The organism is Martinezella dioscoreae (genome assembly GCF_009176305.1).
Lineage (GTDB): Bacteria > Pseudomonadota > Alphaproteobacteria > Rhizobiales > Rhizobiaceae > Rhizobium > Rhizobium dioscoreae.
The window spans coordinates 444,818-462,452 of sequence record NZ_BLAJ01000002.1; the positions used below are offsets into that span (position 1 = coordinate 444,818).

General features: G+C 60.7%; 16 protein-coding genes. 4 read left to right on the forward strand and 12 right to left on the reverse strand.

The window, feature by feature from the left end:
- Window positions 1–2: 2 nt before the first annotated feature.
- The 3 genes from GDN47_RS08695 to GDN47_RS08705 all read left to right on the forward strand — a co-directional run bounded on the left by GDN47_RS08695 (window position 3) and on the right by GDN47_RS08705 (window position 4,091).
- The gene (locus GDN47_RS08695; RefSeq protein WP_152093068.1) at window positions 3–1,220 is read left to right on the forward strand and encodes a dihydrolipoamide acetyltransferase family protein; all 1,218 of its coding nucleotides are present in this window, start codon (window positions 3–5) and stop codon (window positions 1,218–1,220) included.
- Between the two features lie 17 nt (window positions 1,221–1,237).
- Window positions 1,238–2,428 carry an aromatic amino acid transaminase gene (locus tag GDN47_RS08700; RefSeq protein ID WP_152093069.1) on the forward strand — a complete coding sequence of 397 codons (1,191 nt, stop codon included), beginning with the start codon at window positions 1,238–1,240 and terminating at the stop codon, window positions 2,426–2,428.
- 337 nt (window positions 2,429–2,765) lie between these two features.
- Window positions 2,766–4,091, forward strand: a complete 1,326-nt coding sequence (locus tag GDN47_RS08705; RefSeq protein WP_152093070.1) for an MFS transporter — start codon at window positions 2,766–2,768, stop codon at window positions 4,089–4,091.
- A gap of 72 nt (window positions 4,092–4,163) precedes the next feature.
- On the opposite strand, the gene GDN47_RS08710 is transcribed toward GDN47_RS08705, so the two are convergent.
- The 12 genes from GDN47_RS08710 to GDN47_RS08765 all read right to left on the reverse strand — a co-directional run bounded on the left by GDN47_RS08710 (window position 4,164) and on the right by GDN47_RS08765 (window position 16,026).
- On the reverse strand, window positions 4,164–5,528 hold the full coding sequence (locus GDN47_RS08710) for an amidase (protein WP_152093071.1): 1,365 nt from the start codon (window positions 5,526–5,528) through the stop codon (window positions 4,164–4,166).
- 17 nt (window positions 5,529–5,545) lie between these two features.
- A complete protein-coding gene (locus tag GDN47_RS08715) occupies window positions 5,546–6,763 on the reverse strand; it encodes an ABC transporter substrate-binding protein (RefSeq protein WP_152093072.1) in 1,218 nt (405 codons plus the stop codon).
- A gap of 16 nt (window positions 6,764–6,779) precedes the next feature.
- Window positions 6,780–7,829: a CobW family GTP-binding protein gene (locus GDN47_RS08720; RefSeq protein ID WP_152093073.1), complete on the reverse strand. Its 1,050-nt coding sequence runs from the start codon at window positions 7,827–7,829 to the stop codon at window positions 6,780–6,782.
- Window positions 7,819–8,151 (reverse strand): hypothetical protein, encoded by a 333-nt coding sequence (locus tag GDN47_RS08725; protein ID WP_113350773.1) that lies wholly within the window; start codon window positions 8,149–8,151, stop codon window positions 7,819–7,821. The genes GDN47_RS08720 and GDN47_RS08725 overlap by 11 nt, the downstream gene beginning before the upstream one ends.
- 45 nt (window positions 8,152–8,196) lie before the next feature.
- Window positions 8,197–9,078, reverse strand: coding sequence for a polysaccharide deacetylase family protein (locus tag GDN47_RS08730; protein WP_113329438.1), 882 nt, complete (start codon window positions 9,076–9,078; stop codon window positions 8,197–8,199).
- Between the two features lie 32 nt (window positions 9,079–9,110).
- Window positions 9,111–10,214, reverse strand: coding sequence for an ABC transporter ATP-binding protein (locus GDN47_RS08735; RefSeq protein ID WP_152093074.1), 1,104 nt, complete (start codon window positions 10,212–10,214; stop codon window positions 9,111–9,113).
- Window positions 10,215–10,291: 77 nt separating this feature from the next.
- Window positions 10,292–11,524 (reverse strand): ABC transporter substrate-binding protein, encoded by a 1,233-nt coding sequence (locus GDN47_RS08740; RefSeq protein ID WP_113329440.1) that lies wholly within the window; start codon window positions 11,522–11,524, stop codon window positions 10,292–10,294.
- A gap of 99 nt (window positions 11,525–11,623) precedes the next feature.
- Complete coding sequence (locus GDN47_RS08745; RefSeq protein WP_113350770.1) at window positions 11,624–12,391, reverse strand: SDR family NAD(P)-dependent oxidoreductase; 768 nt, start codon at window positions 12,389–12,391, stop codon at window positions 11,624–11,626.
- A 13-nt stretch (window positions 12,392–12,404) separates the two neighbouring features.
- A complete protein-coding gene (locus GDN47_RS08750; RefSeq protein WP_113350769.1) occupies window positions 12,405–13,157 on the reverse strand; it encodes an SDR family NAD(P)-dependent oxidoreductase in 753 nt (250 codons plus the stop codon).
- The gene (locus tag GDN47_RS08755; RefSeq protein WP_113350768.1) at window positions 13,157–14,002 is read right to left on the reverse strand and encodes an ABC transporter permease; all 846 of its coding nucleotides are present in this window, start codon (window positions 14,000–14,002) and stop codon (window positions 13,157–13,159) included. The genes GDN47_RS08750 and GDN47_RS08755 overlap by 1 nt, the downstream gene beginning before the upstream one ends.
- Window positions 14,003–14,004: 2 nt before the next feature.
- Window positions 14,005–14,904 carry an ABC transporter permease gene (locus GDN47_RS08760; protein ID WP_152093075.1) on the reverse strand — a complete coding sequence of 300 codons (900 nt, stop codon included), beginning with the start codon at window positions 14,902–14,904 and terminating at the stop codon, window positions 14,005–14,007.
- Between the two features lie 48 nt (window positions 14,905–14,952).
- Window positions 14,953–16,026 carry an ABC transporter ATP-binding protein gene (locus GDN47_RS08765; protein ID WP_152093076.1) on the reverse strand — a complete coding sequence of 358 codons (1,074 nt, stop codon included), beginning with the start codon at window positions 16,024–16,026 and terminating at the stop codon, window positions 14,953–14,955.
- Between the two features lie 552 nt (window positions 16,027–16,578).
- Between GDN47_RS08765 and GDN47_RS08770 the strand changes: the two genes are divergently transcribed.
- Window positions 16,579–17,589 carry a GntR family transcriptional regulator gene (locus GDN47_RS08770; protein WP_112721749.1) on the forward strand — a complete coding sequence of 337 codons (1,011 nt, stop codon included), beginning with the start codon at window positions 16,579–16,581 and terminating at the stop codon, window positions 17,587–17,589.
- Window positions 17,590–17,635: the final 46 nt, after the last annotated feature.

Sequence of the window (17,635 nt, forward strand, 5' to 3'; positions counted from 1 at the left end):
GGATGACTGGTATCATCGAGATCACGGCGCCGATCGAGCAGGAGGGCACGAAAGCGGTTGTCCGAAACTGGCTGAAGCGGATCGGCGACCATGTCAAGGAAGGCGATGCGCTTGTCGAACTGGAAACCGACAAGGTCACCCAGGAGATACCGGCGCCATGCGACGGCATCCTGAGCGAAATCGCGATGGAGGATGGCGATGATGCCGCGCCCGGCGCGATCCTCGGACGGATGAGCATCGAAAATGCAAACGGTGTTGCAGCGCAATTGGCCGAGGTTCCGTCGCAGATACAGCCGGCTTCACCTGCCACGGCCTCCGCAGCCGCTTATTATTCACCCGCCGTTCGCAAGGCCGCCGAGGAATACGGGATCGACCCGGCCAGTCTGAAGGGCAGCGGCAGGGACGGACGGGTCACACGAGCCGATATGGATCATGCGCTGGAAACCGCCAGGCCGCATCCATCTGCGTCAGTGTCACAGCAGGCTGAGGCTGGACAGAACCCGCTGGCAGTCGCGGCTGACGGCAAATCTCGCATCGTTCCCCATTCCGCCATACGGCTTTCGATCGCCAGGCATATGGCCCAATCCCTGGCGACGGCACCGCAGGTCACCGCAATCTTCGAGGCCGATTTCACGGCGATCATGCGTCATCGCGAAAACAACAAGGATCGCCTGAAGGCCGAGGGCGTAAACCTCTCCTACACCACCTATTTCGTGGCAGCATCCGTTGCGGCCATGAAACTCGTACCCGAAGTCAACAGCCAGTGGCATGATGACGGCCTGGAGATCTTCGCCGATGTCAATATCGGCGTCGGCATCGCATTGGGCGACAAGGGCCTGGTCGCGCCGATCATCCGGCAGGCGCAGAATCTCCAGCTGGAGGCGATTGCCGCAAGGCTCCAGGATCTGACGAACCGGGCACGCTCCAACGCTCTCAAGGGCGAAGAGTTGAAAGGCGGAACCTTCACCATCTCCAATCATGGCGTTTCCGGCTCGCTGGTCGCATCCCCGATCATCATCAATCAGCCACAATCCGCCATCCTCGGCATCGGCAAGCTGGAAAAGCGCGTCGTGGTACGGGAGGTCGACGGGGTCGATACGATACAGATCCGCCCGATGGCTTACGTGTCCCTGACGATTGACCATCGCTCCCTGGATGGGCATCAAACGAATGCGTGGCTGACGGAATTCGTGCGGGTTCTGCAGGATTGGCCGCAATGAGCACGAGGGAGGAGCAAATGAACAAGACAGCGTTTTTCGATAGCCTTACGGAACAGAAGCCCGACCCGCTGCTTGAACTGATTGCCAAGTTCGCGGCGGATCCGCGATCCGGAAAGATCGACCTCGGGGTTGGCGTCTATCGGGATGCAACGGGCCGCACACCGGTCATGAGAGCCGTCAAGGCAGCCGAGCACTATCTTTGGGAAACCCAAGAGTCCAAAGCCTATATCGGCCCTGAGGGCGATCATGCTTTTCTGCGCGCGCTGGCCCGCGAAATCTTCGGTGAACGCCACGGCGGCAAGCCGGTCGCGGGAATTCAGACCCCTGGGGGCACCGGCGCTCTGCGTCTGGCTGCGGAACTGCTTGCCCTCGACAAGCGGCGCAAGATCTGGATGGGCACGCCGACATGGGTCAACCATCATGCGATCTTTGCCGCGGTCGGCCTTCAGGTCGAAACCTATCGCTTCTTTGACATCGGCAAGCAGGCTATTCTCGTTGACGAGATGCTGACGACCCTGCGCAACGCAGCATCCGGCGATGCCGTGCTGCTGCAAACAAGCTGCCATAATCCGACAGGCGCAGGATTGTCATCGCAGAATTGGCGAGACATCGCCGAGATCGTCGCCGACAAAGGATTGCTGCCGCTCTTCGACAATGCCTATCAAGGCCTCGGTCACGGCCGGGTCGAAGATGCAGCCGGCATGATCAACGTCATCGAAGCGGTCGGCGAGTCTATGGTAGCCGTCTCCTGCTCCAAATCCTTCTCGCTCTATCGGGAGCGCACCGGCGCGGTCTATCTCTTCGGCGATCAGCAGGCGCCGTTGAACAAGGGCATCGGCAATCTGGCGAGCTATGCCCGAGCCAGCTATTCCATGCCGCCGGCGCATGGGGCTGCTATTGTTGCCGCGATCCTGCAGGACCCGTCGCGGCGCCAAGCCTGGGTCGATGAACTCAGCGAAATGCGCAACCGCATAGCCGAAATCCGCTGCGCCGCCGCCGAAGCCTTTGCGCAATTCCGTCCCGATCTCGCCAATATCGCGTCGCAGGAAGGCATGTTCTCCCTTCTGCCGATCCCTCCGGAAAATGTCCGGCAGCTTCGGGCCGAACACGGCATCTACATGCCGGATTCCGGCAGGATCAACGTGGCAGGGATGCGTGTTACGGATGTCGCATCCGTCGCGGAGCGCATCGGTCCCTATCTTGCCTGAACATACGCCCAAATAGCCCGGCGTTTCGCGTAGAGACGTGATTGCGACGCGCCAATCGGCTCGCCGGCCCGTAGCTTTTGCCGCGCATCCAACTCGGCACAAGCATCCGGATTCCACTGCTGCCCGAACGCTATGCTCTGCCCTTAAGCGGACCGAGCGCGTGTGGGCTCGCGCCTATTGACCTTTTCATACATAAATATAATCTGCGTATATGCAAGATTGCGATCAGGCTTGGCTGTCACGTCAATAGCCAGATCGAGATCCGGTTTAAGCATGAAGGCATGCCTTGTCCGCGAGCGTCTCGCTACGAGGCATTCTGCCTTTGGGAGGAGTAACTATGACAAACGACAATCCGGCGCTGCAAAGCGCCGTGCGCAAGGCGACGATTCGTCTCCTGCCCTTTCTGGGCTTGATGCTGATCCTGAATTTTCTCGACCGATCCAATGTCGGCTTCGCCAAGGTGGCTTACCAGGCCGATACCGGTATTTCGGATGCAGCCTATGCCTTCGGCGCCGGCATTCTCTATCTCGGCTACGCCACCTTCGAAGTGCCGAGCAACTTGATCATGCAGCGCGTCGGCGCTCGCCTTTGGCTCAGCCGCATCATGATTACCTGGGGTATCGTCTCCGCCTGCATGGTCTTTGCCCACACGCCAACGAGCTACTACATCGTGCGCTTTCTGCTCGGCGTTTGCGAAGCCGGTTTCTATCCGGGCGTCCTCCTCTATCTGACCTACTGGTTCCCCGCCAAGCAGCGAGCGCGCGCCACTGGCCTGTTCTATCTCGGCATTCCCCTGTCGTTGGTGATCGGCGCACCACTTTCCGGCTGGCTGCTCACCCATCACGACGTCCTTGGCCTCACCAACTGGCAATGGATGTTTGCGGTCGAAGGCCTGGCGGCAACCGTCGTCGGCATCGCAGCCCTCTTCTTCCTGACGAGCCGCCCAAACGAAGCGAAATGGCTGACGGCGGAGGAGAAAAACGCGCTGAATGCCGTTATCGAGGCAGAAGAGCGCAGTAAGCTTTCCGAAGTGAAGCACTCGGTCTTCAGCGTGCTGAAAGACTGGCGCGTCCTCGCCTTCATCGGCATCTACCTGTTCATCCAGATCGGTGTCGGCCCGATCACCTTTTACCTGCCGGCGCGGCTGGCGCAGGCGCTCGGCGGCGGCGTCAATACCTGGGTCGGCGTGCTGCTCGGCCTACCCTGGCTTTGCGCGCTTTTCGCAACCCGCTTCTTCACCGTCTATGCCGACAAGCATGACAACCATCGCATCGTCTGCATCGCTATGCTGACGGCAGGCACCATCGCGCTAGGAACGATCGGCCTAACGATGAATCCGTGGGTGATGGTGATTGCGGCCTGCATCGCGGTTCCGGGCCTTGCCTCTTCGCAGCCGGTCTTCTGGAGCCTGCCGACCCGCTATCTCGGGGGCGTCGGTGCCGCTAGCGGCATAGCCTTCATTGTCTCGCTCGGCAATCTCGGCAGCTTCGCCTCGCCGCAGATCAAGGCCTATGTTGACGCAGCCACAAGCAATGGCGATATCGGCTTCTACATCCTCGCCGGCTGCTGCTTCCTGTCTGTCGTGCTGCTGATCGCGCTCGGCCCGCACCGCCGCTGGATCGTCGACGCCGAGCCGACTGCCGGTGGCAGCCGTTCGCATTGAAGGAAGAGAGCTTTCGATCCTCGACCGCGATAGTGGTCGAGGATCGATAGGCGGCAAATCCGCCGCGCAACGTTAGCCCGCGACGATCTCTTCCAACGCCAGCGCCGCGCCCAACAGCCGCTCGTCATGGTTTCTCGGCGCCGAGAGCAGGAAGCCAACCGGCATGCCTGCTTCACCCGTGCCGCAAGGCAGGGAGACGCCGCACCAATCGAGGAAATTGCCGATTGCCGTATTGCGCAGTGTTCTGCCATTGATCTTTACGAACAGCTCGTCATCCGCCTCCAAGGGGCCAAGCGCCGGCGCAACATGGGCAACCGTCGGATAGGCGATGAACTCGTTTGGCCCAAGCGTGTCAGTCACTTCCTTGACCAGTTGCTTGCGCACTTTGAGTGTTTCCAGATAGCCGACCAGTGTCGTCTTCTCTCCAAGGCGTGTCCGCGCGACAACACGCCGATCCATGAAAGCGGCTTCCGGTCCTGCCAGACGGCGGTGATGCAGCACGAAGGCCTCGGCAGTAACCAGTGGCCCATACTCGGCCATCAGCTCAAAGAGCCTTTCGAAAGCCGGAAAGGCAGCTCGCCGGATCTTAACGCCGGCGGCGCTCAATCTCGCCAGCGTCGCTTCGAAAGCTCCAAGAACACCATCCTGCGCATCATCCATGACGATATTTGTCGGTACCACGATGGAAAGCCCGGTGGCTTCGACGCGCTCCACCTCGGGGACAAAGCGCCCACGCATTGCGGCATCGATCCAGATCGCATCCTGAACGCTGTGGCACAGCGGACCGAGCGAGTCGAGGCTAGTCGACAGCGGAAAGACGCCGTCCATGCTGTAGCGGCCATGGCTTGCCTTATAGCCGACAAGGCCGTTGAAGGAAGACGGTATGCGCACTGAGCCGCCCGTATCCGTACCGATCGCGACCGGCACGAGACCTACCGCAACCGCGACGGCAGATCCCGAAGACGAACCGCCAGGAATGCGCGCGACATCGATCGCCAGCGGGTTTAGCGGGGTACCGTAATGCGGATTGAGGCCGAGGCCGGAAAAGGCGAACTCGCTCATATTGACCCGACCGACAGCCACCATGCCCGCAGCCTTCAATGCCTTGACGACCTCGGCATCGTCCTGCGCGGGCTCTGCATCCGCAAGTACGATCGACCCGGCTGTGGTCGGCAGGCCGGCGATTGCAAACAAATCCTTCCATGCGACCGGAATACCATCCAGCAGCCCGCGCGAACGCCCCTCGCGCAGCCGTCGGGACGAAGCCGCCGCCTCTTCCTTCGCGCGCGTTTCCAACAGCCGCGTGAAGATCGCCTGATCCTTGTAGGTCCGGATCGCATCGAGGGTCTCCTCGGCCAGCGCGATCGGATCGAGACTTCCGGACTGGATCAGGACCGAGAGTTGGGCGATCGATTTGCCGAGATGTGTCTGTGTCATAGTCCCTGCTCTCCTTCTCAGCCGACCAGCTGCATCCAGCGGCGGACGAGATAATTGTGCTCATCCATTGTCGTATTCCAGACGGCAATGCAATTGGCGCGCTGCCAATAGGATCCGCCGCTGCGCACCGATCCTTTCCTGATCCGCATCTGCCCATCCGGGCCAGGCAAGTCTTCGGTAGCCGCCGCACCTTCATACCAGTAATCCCATTCCGCCTGAGTCATGAACTGCCGTGAGCGCTGCGGCGTCGAAATGTAATAGCCCTGCCGCGCGACCACAGCACCCGGCCATCCCGAGATCCACCAGTTCAGATATTCATAGGCGACATCGAGCAGGCGGCCGTTCAAGTGTTTCGAAAGGCAGAGGCCGCCATGCCAGGCGCGATAGCCTTCGGCGGGCACGGCCTGCTCGACCGGCACACCCTTCGAATTCAGGATGCCGATGCCAGGCGACCACATGCTCTGCACGCTGGTCTCACCAGCGATCATCAGCCGCGCCGCATCCTCCGCGGTCTTCCAGAAATCCCGGAAGAAGCCGGCTTTCTTGCGCTCCTCCAAGAGATCAATCAGCTGGTCGATCTCCTGAATGGACATATTACCGATATCGTCGAAGGACATGAGGCCGGCGGCCTGTGCTGCGAGCGCAGCATCAAATATTCCGATGGCGGGCTCATCCACCAGCGCCACTCTGCCTGCCCAGTGCTCGTCGAAGAGCGCGCCCCAAGAATGCATGCCAACACCATTCGGCGCCAGATCCGTCCGATAGGCGAAGCTGTCGAAATTATGCGTCGTCGGCAGCATCGAGATGAAGCGCGACGGCGTATCGCCGAGAGCGAGGTTCGGCTGCACGAAGAGCTTTTTCGCCGGCACATCGCCAAGCCCCATTCGCGGGTTGGGGCCGATATGGCCGGTCTTCGTCAGATCGTTGACCTCATCCCAGAGCACGATGCGCTGGGTGTCCACAGGCTGGATTGCGCGCCAATGCCAGACAATATCGAGATTGTGGAAGCACTGGTCGTAGATATCGTAGGTTTCCGGCTCGCGGGCCGCCTTGTACTGCGTTGTCAGGAAATCGTTGTTGTCGAAGGTGACATCAATGCCGAGATCGTCCTGTGCGCGCAGGCGCAGTTCCTCCAGCAGTGAAATCGCTGTGCCGAGTACACGCAGGCGCGGCCGGCCCTTCAGATGCAGGGCGGGAGCGGACATGCTTTTGGCGACGGATTCATGCTTGTTCATGGAGATCCCAATTGTCTCATCGCGCCGCAGCGATCGGGTAAGACGCGGCGGGCACGCGCGCCAATGTGAAGGCTTCGAAGGAGCGTTTCAATAGTGCGCCGTCGAGCCCATCCAGGATGAAGACCAGCCGCGAGTTACGATCTTCCGAAGGCCAGCCATCCATATGCACCGGTGTATGAACCAGATGCTGAACCCCATGAACAGCAACGGGGCGCTCCTCACCGTTGAGATTGAGAATACCCTTCACGCGCAGCACCCGTTCGCCATGCCGATTGAGCAGCATGGTCAGCCAGAGCCCGAAAGCGGTCCAATCGACAGGCCTGTCTATGACGAGCGAAATCGAAGAAATGGCGACCTGATGCGGCGCGCCATCCGATGAGACGAGCTGCACTGGCTCCTCGCAGTAAAAGCCGCTTAGGGACAGGCCGCTTGTTGAGATGTTGCTCTGGACCGCGACAAGTGAGGAAAGATCGAGATGCGGATCAGCCGCGATGAGGATCGGGGCATCGGGATTGAGCGTTCGAAGGCGAGCTTGGAGGTCGTATTCGCTACGATCCGCCTCAAGATCCGTCTTGGTCACGATCAACCGGTCCGCGACCGCCGCCTGCCTGTTGGATTCGATATAGGTGTCGAGCTGACGCAGCCCGTTCACCGCATCGACCGTCGTAATCACGTTGCCGGCGCAGAAATGGTGCCTGAGCACCGGATCGGCCTTGATGGTCGAAAGCACGGGGAAAGGATCGGCAAGGCCGGTGCTTTCGATGATGACGCGCCGGAATGGTGGCACCAGCCCGCGCTCGCGGCGGGAGTAGAGTTCCTTGAGTGCTGTGGCAAGGTCGTCACGCACCGTGCAGCAGACGCAGCCGTAGCGCAGCAGCACCATCTCGCCCTCGACGCTTTCGACGAGATCATGGTCCAGCCCAATCTCGCCGAATTCGTTGATGAGCACGGCGGTATCGGCAAAGGCCGGATCCGCCAGGATGCGCTTGAGCAGTGTCGTCTTGCCGGAACCGAGAAAGCCTGTCAGCAGATTGATCGGCAGGAAGCCGCCCGCCTCAATCGACATGCCGAGCCTCCATCCTTGCGACGAAAGCAGGGTCGAGCGGGTCACAGGGCCGGCCGACGAGCCTTTCGGCCGCCGGCCAGAGATGACCGAGATCCTCGATGATCTCACTCCTGCCTGTTCGCGTCGACAGGACGAAGGAGGCGCCCTGCCAATCGGAGAGGACAAGACCGAAACCCGAAAGCATTTCGTTGGCGGCACGCACGCGCTCGACTCGCTCACGCCGCCGGTCGAAGCTTGCGTGATTGCGGGTGAAGACGCCTGGCCGTGCCGCGGCATCCGTCCAGTGCTCATTGCCGCCGAGCACGCCGCACAGTGAACACATGGCAATCGCCTCCAACCTGATGCTTCGATACTTCAGCCTAGCCGGCTATTTCTTGCGCGGAAAGCGGGCTGCGAAATCGTCGGCGATCTCGTTCATCGTGACAAATTTGACGCCGGGATGCTTGACCATATGCGCATAGAGCCGCTCCAGCATCATCAGCACCTGCGGCCGGCCGGCGACGTCGGGATGGATGGTGATCGGGAAGACGGCATAATCCATCTCGCGATAGACCCAGTCGAACTGATCGCGCCACATCTGCTCGATGTGATGCGGATTGACGAAGCCATGGCTGTTTGGCGATTTCTTGATGAACATCATCGGCGGCAGGTCATCGAGATACCAGGATGCCGGGATTTCGATCAGATCGGTCTCCTGGCCGCGTTTCAGCGGTACCATCCAGTCCGACGGCTTGCGGGAATAGTCGATCTTCGTCCAGCTATCACCGACACGCACATAATAGGGCGTGAAGTCATTATGCATCAGCGAGTGATCATACTTGATGCCGCGCTCCAGAAGCAGCTCGTTCGTCACGTTGGAGAATTCCCACCAGGGGGCGACATAACCGGTCGGGCGCTTGCCGGAAAGTTTTGTCACCAGCTCGATGCACTTATCGAGGATTTCTGTCTCCTGCTCGCGCGTCATAGCGATCGGATTTTCATGGCTGTAGCCATGGATGCCGATTTCATGGCCGGCATCGGCCACCGCCTGCATCTGCTCGGGGAATGTCTCGATCGAGTGGCCGGGAATGAACCATGTGGTCTTGATGCCGAAGCGTTCGAACAGCTTCACCAGCCGCGGGCTGCCGACTTCGCCGGCAAAAAGGCCGCGCGAGATGTCGTCAGGCGAATCCTCGCCACCATAAGAGCCGAGCCAGCCGGCGACGGCATCGACGTCGACGCCAAAACTGCACAAGATTTCCTTTGCCATGGGATGACCTCCTTCGATTTAAGTTTCTGTAATCAATGAGCCGGGATGACGGTCGCGTCGGCCGGATCCCAGGTAAGCATGACCTCGGTGCCTGGGAGAAAGGCGCCGGGCCGGTATTTGTCGACATGCGCTTCCAGTGCCAAGCCTCGGCCATCAGGCAGGCTGATGCCGATCTGCGAGATATGGCCGACCACGTCGAAGCGCTCGACGCGTGCGCCAACCACATTGCCGCCGAAAGCCCGGGCGAGATTTTCGCGTACCGAGCCGCCCGCCGCATGAACCTCGATCGCCTCCGAGGGAATGACGATGTTGACCTTGCTGGAGAGGCCGCCATTGGCACAGCCCGACAGCATGCCAAACGCGGTGGAGACAAAAGTGTTGTCGGCCTCGGTGCCAGCAACTTCACCTTCGAAGATGGTGTTGCGACCGATAAACTGTGCCACGAAAGGCGTGTTCGGGCGTGTGTAGAGCTGAGCGGGCGGACTGATCTGCTCCACCCTGCCCTGGTTCATGACGACGATGCGGTCGGACAGCGCCAATGCTTCCGACTGGGCATGCGTGACGAAGACGAAGGTCACGCCGAGCTTCTTCTGCAGCAGCTTCAGCTCATTCTGGATCGCCTTGCGCAGATTGGCATCCAAAGCACCCAGCGGCTCGTCGAGAAGCAGCACATCCGGCTCGACCACGAGGCCGCGGGCAAGCGCGATGCGCTGGCGCTGGCCGCCGGAAAGCTTGTCGGGCTTTCGCTCGGCAATATCCTCCAGCCCAAGTGTCGCGAGAATACGATCGACCCGCGCATCCCGTTCGGCCTTCGCCATGCCCTTGACCTCGAGACCATATCCGACATTCCGCCGGACGGTCATATGCGGGAACAAAGCGTAGTTCTGGAAGATCATCGACGTCGGCCGCTTCTGCGGTCTGACATCGTTCATACGCTCGCCCTTGATCATCATGTCGCCGGAGGAAATACTCTCAAAACCGGCGATCATACGGAGCGTCGTCGTCTTGCCGCAGCCCGACGGGCCGAGGAAGGCGATGAACTCGCCCTTTTTGATCGATAGGTTGAAGTCGATGACGGCGGGCGTGCCATTGTCATAGACCTTGCCGACATCGATGAGTTCCAAATCATATATCACGAGAGATCTCCGGGCGTAGGCGAGGAGGCGACATCGCCTCCCCGCGCGGCATAGGATGGCTGGCAGCAGCCATCGGATCAGGCATTGAGGAATTCATCCCATTTCTGGACGAGATGGTCGTATTCGTCCGGCCACTGGTGCCAGTAGGCAACGTTCTTGGCACGCTCAGCCAGCGAGCCACCGTCGCGCAGGTCGCCTTCCTTGATGCCGCGCTCGGCAGCACCAACCCAAGGCTTGCCCTCGTACCAGAAGGCATACTTATCCGGCGCCATGACCTTCTGGATATTGGTCGACGGCGAATAATAGCCCTGTTCCGAAACGGTGATGCCGGGCTCGCCCGAGAGCCAGTAATCGGCATAGGCGATCACGGCTTCCTTGTTCGGCGTGCCTGCGATCATCGACGGGCCGATCGCCCAGCCGCGATAGCCTTCCTTCGGCACGGCATATTTGCACGCCTTGCCCTGGGCTTTGACCGCCATGACAGCCGGCTGCCAGGCGTCGCAGACGACCATCTCGCCCGATGCCATCAGGTTGACCAGCTCGCCGAAGTCACCCCACAGAGCGCGGAACTGCCCGTCCTTCTTCTTCGAAACGAGGAACTTCGCCGCTTCGTCGATCTCGGCCGTGCTCGGATTGCCGGGATTCTTGACGTTCAGAAGGCCAAGCGTGTTCATGGCCATGATCGCCTGACCGAAGGCGATCAGCGGATCGGTATTGAGACCTGATTTGCCCTTCCACTTCGGATCGAAGATCGCCGACCATGTATTGGCTTCCTCGGCGGAGAGAACGTCCGGATTGTAGCCGATGGAATCGTAGTTGTAGACCGCAGGCACCATGTTCAGCGTGGTCTTGGCATCATCGGCCCAGATCTGGCCGACGATCTGTTGCTTCGGCTCCCACTTGTCGGAAGGCGTGGTGAAGGTATCGCGGATATTGGCCCAGTTCTTCAAGGAAGCGGCCGGAACCGGCTCGACATTGTTGGTCATGACGATCGAGGGCAAGCGCTCACCGATGATCTCCCAGCAATCGTAATCCTTGGAGCCGGACAGGATCTTGGTCTGCGCGTCCGGAAAGGTCGCCGCTGTACCCGAGGTCTGGCCGACGCCGCTCACCTTGCGGAATTCATCAAGGATACGCTCCTGGACCGTGACCGAGAGACCGATGGTGCGCAACTGTTCCTTGGCAAGGTTCGCAGCCTGGGCGTAGGCCGCTCGCGACGACAGGAAGGGCGTGCCGCCTCCAATCGCGAGCGCCATGACGCCGGCGGAGTGCTTCAACAGAGAGCGTCTGTTCATTTCCATCTTGGACATATCTGTTCTCCAGTGCTGATTGCTGTTCCCTTGTGCCCTTCGCGGGCCTGCTTCATTGCCGTATCGCCCTTGACCCAGTCGTTGCCGGGACGATGGCGATCAGTACCGCCCCACAAGGAGGCCGCCATCCACGACCAGAACCTGGCCGGTCATGTATCTCGCGCCCTTCGAGGCGAGGAATGCGATCACGTCGGCGATGTCTTCCGCTTCACCTAACCGGCCCATCGGAATGAACTCGGCTGCCTTCTCCGCGCCTGCTGGGCCGAGCGAATTTTCTTCCGAAAGAAGCTGGGCTGTGCGGATATAGCCCGGCGCAATGCCGTTGACCCTGATGCCGTCCTTCGCCAGCTCGACGGCGAGCCCGCGCACCAATCCCACGACCCCGGATTTCGCCGCCGAATAATGGACATGCTCGTCCCAGCCATAGGCGACGCCCATGATCGAGGAGAGCGCGACGATACTGCCCGATCCGCGGGCACGCATGCCGGGTACCGCGGCACGCACCAGCTTGAAGATGCCCTTCAGGTCGACATCCATGGTCAGGTCCCATTTGTCGTCGGTGAGCTTCTCAAGAGGTGTGCGATGGGCGATGCCGGCATTGGCGACGATGACATCGATCTTGCCGAAGCGTGCCTCGACATTGGCGACAAGCCGGTTGGCGGCCTCCGTCGAGCGGACGTCGTAGAGATGGAATTCGGCAGAGCCGCCGCTGGTGAGGATGTCGCGGACGGTCTCCTCACCTTCCTTTTCGAGGATATCGGTGACGACGACATGGTCACCGAGCGCTGCAAACGCCTTTGCTGTCGCTTGGCCGATACCGATGCCCGCGCCTGTGACGATGACGATCCGCTTTTCCAAACTATCCATCTGCTTGTCTCCTTCAGAGCATCACATCGCCGGAATTCGGCCCAAGGGTCTGGCCGACGAAAAGGCTCGCTGCCGGCGACGCCAGAAACGCCACGGTCGCCGCCACCTCTTCCGGTTCGCCGAAGCGGCCGAGCGGCAGTTCGCGCTTCTTACGTTCGCGCCATTCTTCGGAAAGACCCCGCACCAGCGGCGTGTTGATCGGCCCCGGCGCTACGGCGTTGACGCGCACTCCGCAGCTCGAAACCTCGCGGGCGAGTGCCTTGGTCATGCCGATGATCGCCGCCTTGGCGCCGGAATAGTGGACCAGCTCGACACCGCCGATCTGCCCGAGCTGGGAGGCGACGTTGACGATGACGCCCTCGCCTCGCGCCAGCATCGACGGCATGACGGCCTTGGTCATCAGGAAGGTGCCGCGCACATGCACCGCAAACATCCGGTCGAAATCCTCAAGCTCGAGGTTTTCGAATGCTGCCTGATGCGCAATACCGGCATTGTTGACGAGAAGGGCGACGTCGCCGTGCGAGGCCTTGGCAGCCGCATGGATAGTCGCCACATCCTCGGGCCGTGCTACGTCGCCGGCGATCGCGGTTGCCACACCGCCCGCCTTGGTGATTTCCGAGGCAACAGTCTCGGCCCGGTCGCCCGAGAGGTCGTTGACCAGAACAGCATAGCCGTCGGTGGCCAGGCGAAGGGCGATAGCTCGACCAATACCCGAGCCGGCGCCGGTGACGATGGCAGAGATCGGAACGGAAACCTTCTCAGCCATCACGCGTCCTCCTGGATGCGGACGCGCTTGGCGCGCCTAACCGACAGACCCATCAGGATCGCGTAGGTGCCGAGAAGCGCGAAGGAAAACAGCGTGGTCAGCACCCCGAAAGCGAAAACGTTCGGATGCACCTCGACGGAGAAGGTGCCGTAGATGGCAAGCGGCAGCGTCAGCTCGCGGCCGGAAGCAAACAGGGTGCGCGAGAACTCATCATAGGAGAGCGTGAAGGCAAAGAGCATGGCCGAAAGCACGCCCGGGAAGATCAGCGGAAAAGTGACCTTGCGGAAGGTGCGTGCCGGCGTGACGCCGAGCGACCATGAGGCCTCCTCCATGCTCGGATCGAACCTGTTGAAGATGGCGAGCATGACGAGGAAAGCAAAGGGGAAGGTGTAGACGACGTGCAGGACGAAGGCCGTGCTCCACCAGTGACGATCGATGCCGAAGGCATTGGCGACAAGCGCCATGCCGAGGCCGACAAGCACGCCCGGCACCATCATGCCGAGAACGATCAGATAGAAGGCGACGCCCGAGCCGCGGAACTTGCGGCGAAAGGCCTGGGCGGACATGACGCCGAGCACCGTCGAGACGATCATGGTCATCAGCGCCAGAAAAAGCGAGCGGATCAGCGCCTGATCGATCGGCAACGGTGCGATGCGCGACGGCGGCGTGAGACCGAAGAGATGCCGATACCAGTAGGTCGACCATTCGATGATCGGAAATTGCGGACCGCCCTCTGGACCGGTCTGGAACGACAGGATCGCCAGGACCGCGAGCGGTCCGTAGAGGAAGATCAAAAAGAGGGTCGTATAGACACCCAGGCCAAGCTTGATGCCGCCGGCATTCATGATCAGAGCTCCTTTCTGAGGTCGACGACCTTGAGCAGGGCTGCGACAACAGCCCCCATGATGATCGTCAGGACAACGCCGGCAACCGCGGCAAAGGCCCATTTCAACGATCCTACCTGGGTGACGATGATATTGCCGAGCAGATTGACCTTGCGGCCGGACAGGGCAGCGGACGTTGCGAATTCACCGAGAACCATGACGGAGACGAAGATCGCGCCGACCACCACGCCCGGCATGGACAACGGCAGGATGATGGTGCGGAAGATGCGCCAGAAGCCGGCACCGAGATCCTGCGCCGCCTCGATGACGGAGGCGTCGATGCGACCCATCATGAAGGCGATCGGCCCGACCATGAAGACGCAGTAGATCTGTGTCATGCCGATGATGACGGACAGCTCCGAAAACAGCAGCACCTCTATCGGCTGCTGCACGATGCCGAGCTTCATCAGGATCATGTTGATGGCGCCCTCGGTGCCGAGCATCGGCCGCCAGGCAAGCACGCGGATCAGGAAGGACGTCCAGAACGGGATGACGCAGAGCACGAGCAACACGGTCTGCAGCGTCTTGTTCTTGATGAGAAGCCCGACGAAGAGCGCCGCCGGATAGCCGACAATAAGCGTCGATACCAGCACCAGCAACCAGATGCGGATCGTCGTCCAGAGCGCGCCGAGATAGGTGGGGCTCGTCAGGAAGGCGACCCAGCTCTGCAATGTTAGCGTCGGCTCGATCTTGAAGGTTGTCTGTGTCCAGAAGGAAACATAGACCATCATCAGCATCGGCAGGACGAGGAAGGCCACCATCCAGATCATGCCCGGCGCCAGAAGCAAGAGTGTCTTATTCGATTTCCGGCGCACGGTTGCGCCTTCCTGCACGGCTTCCTCTGATGTCGCGACCATGGTCATCTCTCGCTCTCCTTGGAGGGTCCGGCGGAAGGGTTGGAAAAAGTCACATCAGCCGAAGACAAGGGCATCCTCCTTCTTCCAGACGAGCGCATAGCGATCCTTTTCGACAAAGGCGGGCGGGCGGGCATGGCTCAGATGAGATTCGACCTCGAAGACGTGGCCGCCATCGAGCGCAAAGAAGGAGTTGACCGCCGCACCGGAATATTCGCTGGCGATGAAATCCGCCTCGATGCGCACTTCGTCATCCGAGAGCACCGCATCGCGGGAGCGGATCGAAACGCGGTCGTAGCGGATCGCATAAGCCGGCTGCGGCGCTTTTCGGCGCGACCCATTCAGAGGGAAGCAGCCGGCCGGTCCGACGAAAGCATCCTCGACGACATTGCCGGCAAAGAGATTGTAGCAATTGAGAAAGCGGGCGACCGAGGCCGTTGCCGGGCTGTTGTAGACCACATCCGAGGCGGCGGCCTGCGCGATGCGGCCGCGATCGAGCACGAGCACGAGATCTCCCATCGCCAAAGCTTCGCTCTCGCTGCCCGTAACATGCAGGAAGGTTACGCCGCAGCGCTCGCGGATGATCTTGAGCTCGCTGCGCATACGGCCGCGCAGATTGGCGTCAAGCGCACCGAGCGGTTCGTCCAGCAGCACCATCTTCGGCTCCGTCACCAGTGTACGTGCCAGGGCGACGCGCTGGCGCTGACCACCTGAAATCTGCGTCACGGCGCGGTCGTCAAATCCCTTGAGACCGACCAGCGACAGCATGTCCTGAACGCGCTTTGCCAGGATGCGCGCATCCGTCACCGGATCGACCCTGCGATTGCGCAGGCCGAAGGCAACGTTCTCGGCAACGGAAAGATGCGGAAACAGAGCGAAGTTCTGAAAGACGAAGCCGATGCCGCGATCATGCGGCTCGACGCCATCGAGCCGTTTGCCATGGAAGAGGATCGAGCCGGCATCCGGCTCCTCGAAGCCGGCAATGACGCGCAGCAGTGTCGTCTTGCCGGAGCCGCTGGGGCCTAGCAGCGAGATATACGCATTGTCGGGCAAAGAGAAATCTATCCTGTCCAGCGCGGGCGCCGCGCCATAGGACTTGGTGACTTGACTAAGCTGAAGAACGGTCGACACCGAATTCCCACCAGTTTCAAGGCAAGGACCATCCTTCGGGCAGAGCTCCGCCTTCGCCCGGATCACAAGTATCCGGACCTTCAGACGTCTGCCTGCGTTCGCGCATGATCACATGCGCGTCAAAGAGATGTTCCTTGGCGTTTCAAAGAGTTCCACCTGCGGCGCTTCTGACGAGCGCCTTGATGTTGAGAGCATTACATAAATGATTTTTGTATTCAATAGACTTTTTCGTGAAAATGCCGAACCCAGAAACACAAGTTAAACGAGGACGACCGGCGGAAGGCGGCGACGCTGGCGAACACCCTCGCCTCCGCGTAAAGTTGGCAATAAAGCAGCCATTACGGGCGCCAAAGCGTGACGTGCCGCATCCGGATAACATTCAGAAAATAGCGCCGATCGCGGCGCTATGGGTCAACAACCAGCAAAAAGAGATTCACCGCGCTCGCGCGAAAAACATATTTTGTATTCAATAGTCATTTATTTTTGCGCTATGTTAGAATTACAAAACGCGTAAGAGTGAGGCATCAGAACGACGTGAGTCCATTGCATCAGATGACCGAAAACCGTGCGCGCCCCAATGCGCAAAAGCGCTACGAGATCGCCGAGGATGTTCTGCGTGGCAATATCGAGGACAACACGCTGCCGCAGGGCGTGGTGCTGCTCGAAGGGCCGATCGCCGATATCCTGCAGATTTCGCGCGCGCCCGTGCAAAGGGCGCTGCAGACGCTGGAGAGCGAAGGGCTGGTACATCGCTTTAACGGACGCGGCTATCTCGTCGGTCCCGCCGGCCAGGGCATCGAGCCGAAGCGCACCGATATCAAGACCCTCGGCCTGACCATCCCGCGCCACGCAGACGAAGCCTTGCAGAGCCGCGCCTCCTGGGAACGCATCTACAATACTGTCGAGGCCGATGTCGCCGGCTGCGTCGTCTTCGGCCAGTACCGCATCATCGAGATCGAGCTCGCCGACCATTTCAACGTCAGCCGCACCGTCGTCCGCGATGTGCTGACGCGCCTGCGCGAGCGTGGCCTCGTGCGCAAGAACCAGTCGTCCCATTGGATCGCCGGCCCGCTGACGGCGCAGATGATCAAGGATCATTACGGCCTGCGCGGCATGCTGGAGCCGCAGGCGCTGGTCGCGGGAGCCAGCCGCGTCGACCGGGAGCGGTTGAACGATTTGTTTCTGCGCCTTTCCGATCTCGAACGGCACGAACCGGCGGATCATCTTGCGGCGCTGGAAGCTATCCATGCCGACTTCATCGACATCTGCATCCTTGCGACGCCGAACGAGCGGCTGAAGGAATCCATCCGCAATAACCTGCTGCCCGTCACGGCGACGGAGCGATTGCTGCGGCGCCTCGGCCTGCCCGGCGATCCCGCCATCATTACGGAGCTCCGCCTGATCGCGGAATTGCTGCTGCGAGGTGCTGTCAAGGCGGCGGCGGCGATGATGGAAAACCATCTCGAAGCCTCCGTCGACCGCACGATCGCGCAAATGAAGATCGTCGCGATCATCCCCGGTCCCGGCGTGACGGCCGCTTATCTTACCCGCGTTCTCGAGTGAGATGCAGGGGGGCTTTGACCTATTCCATCTGTGCCGGAAACGCGGG

Bases quoted from the DNA above. Each gene is read 5' to 3' on its own strand.
- GDN47_RS08695 (WP_152093068.1), top strand. From the start codon at position 3: ATGACTGGTATCATCGAGATCACGGCGCCGATCGAGCAGGAGGGCACG.
- GDN47_RS08700 (WP_152093069.1), top strand. From the start codon at position 1,238: ATGAACAAGACAGCGTTTTTCGATAGCCTTACGGAACAGAAGCCCGAC.
- GDN47_RS08705 (WP_152093070.1), top strand. From the start codon at position 2,766: ATGACAAACGACAATCCGGCGCTGCAAAGCGCCGTGCGCAAGGCGACG.
- GDN47_RS08710 (WP_152093071.1), bottom strand. From the start codon at position 5,528: ATGACACAGACACATCTCGGCAAATCGATCGCCCAACTCTCGGTCCTG.
- GDN47_RS08715 (WP_152093072.1), bottom strand. From the start codon at position 6,763: ATGAACAAGCATGAATCCGTCGCCAAAAGCATGTCCGCTCCCGCCCTG.
- GDN47_RS08720 (WP_152093073.1), bottom strand. From the start codon at position 7,829: ATGTCGATTGAGGCGGGCGGCTTCCTGCCGATCAATCTGCTGACAGGC.
- GDN47_RS08725 (WP_113350773.1), bottom strand. From the start codon at position 8,151: ATGTGTTCACTGTGCGGCGTGCTCGGCGGCAATGAGCACTGGACGGAT.
- GDN47_RS08730 (WP_113329438.1), bottom strand. From the start codon at position 9,078: ATGGCAAAGGAAATCTTGTGCAGTTTTGGCGTCGACGTCGATGCCGTC.
- GDN47_RS08740 (WP_113329440.1), bottom strand. From the start codon at position 11,524: ATGTCCAAGATGGAAATGAACAGACGCTCTCTGTTGAAGCACTCCGCC.
- GDN47_RS08745 (WP_113350770.1), bottom strand. From the start codon at position 12,391: ATGGATAGTTTGGAAAAGCGGATCGTCATCGTCACAGGCGCGGGCATC.
- GDN47_RS08750 (WP_113350769.1), bottom strand. From the start codon at position 13,157: ATGGCTGAGAAGGTTTCCGTTCCGATCTCTGCCATCGTCACCGGCGCC.
- GDN47_RS08755 (WP_113350768.1), bottom strand. From the start codon at position 14,002: ATGAATGCCGGCGGCATCAAGCTTGGCCTGGGTGTCTATACGACCCTC.
- GDN47_RS08760 (WP_152093075.1), bottom strand. From the start codon at position 14,904: ATGACCATGGTCGCGACATCAGAGGAAGCCGTGCAGGAAGGCGCAACC.
- GDN47_RS08770 (WP_112721749.1), top strand. From the start codon at position 16,579: ATGACCGAAAACCGTGCGCGCCCCAATGCGCAAAAGCGCTACGAGATC.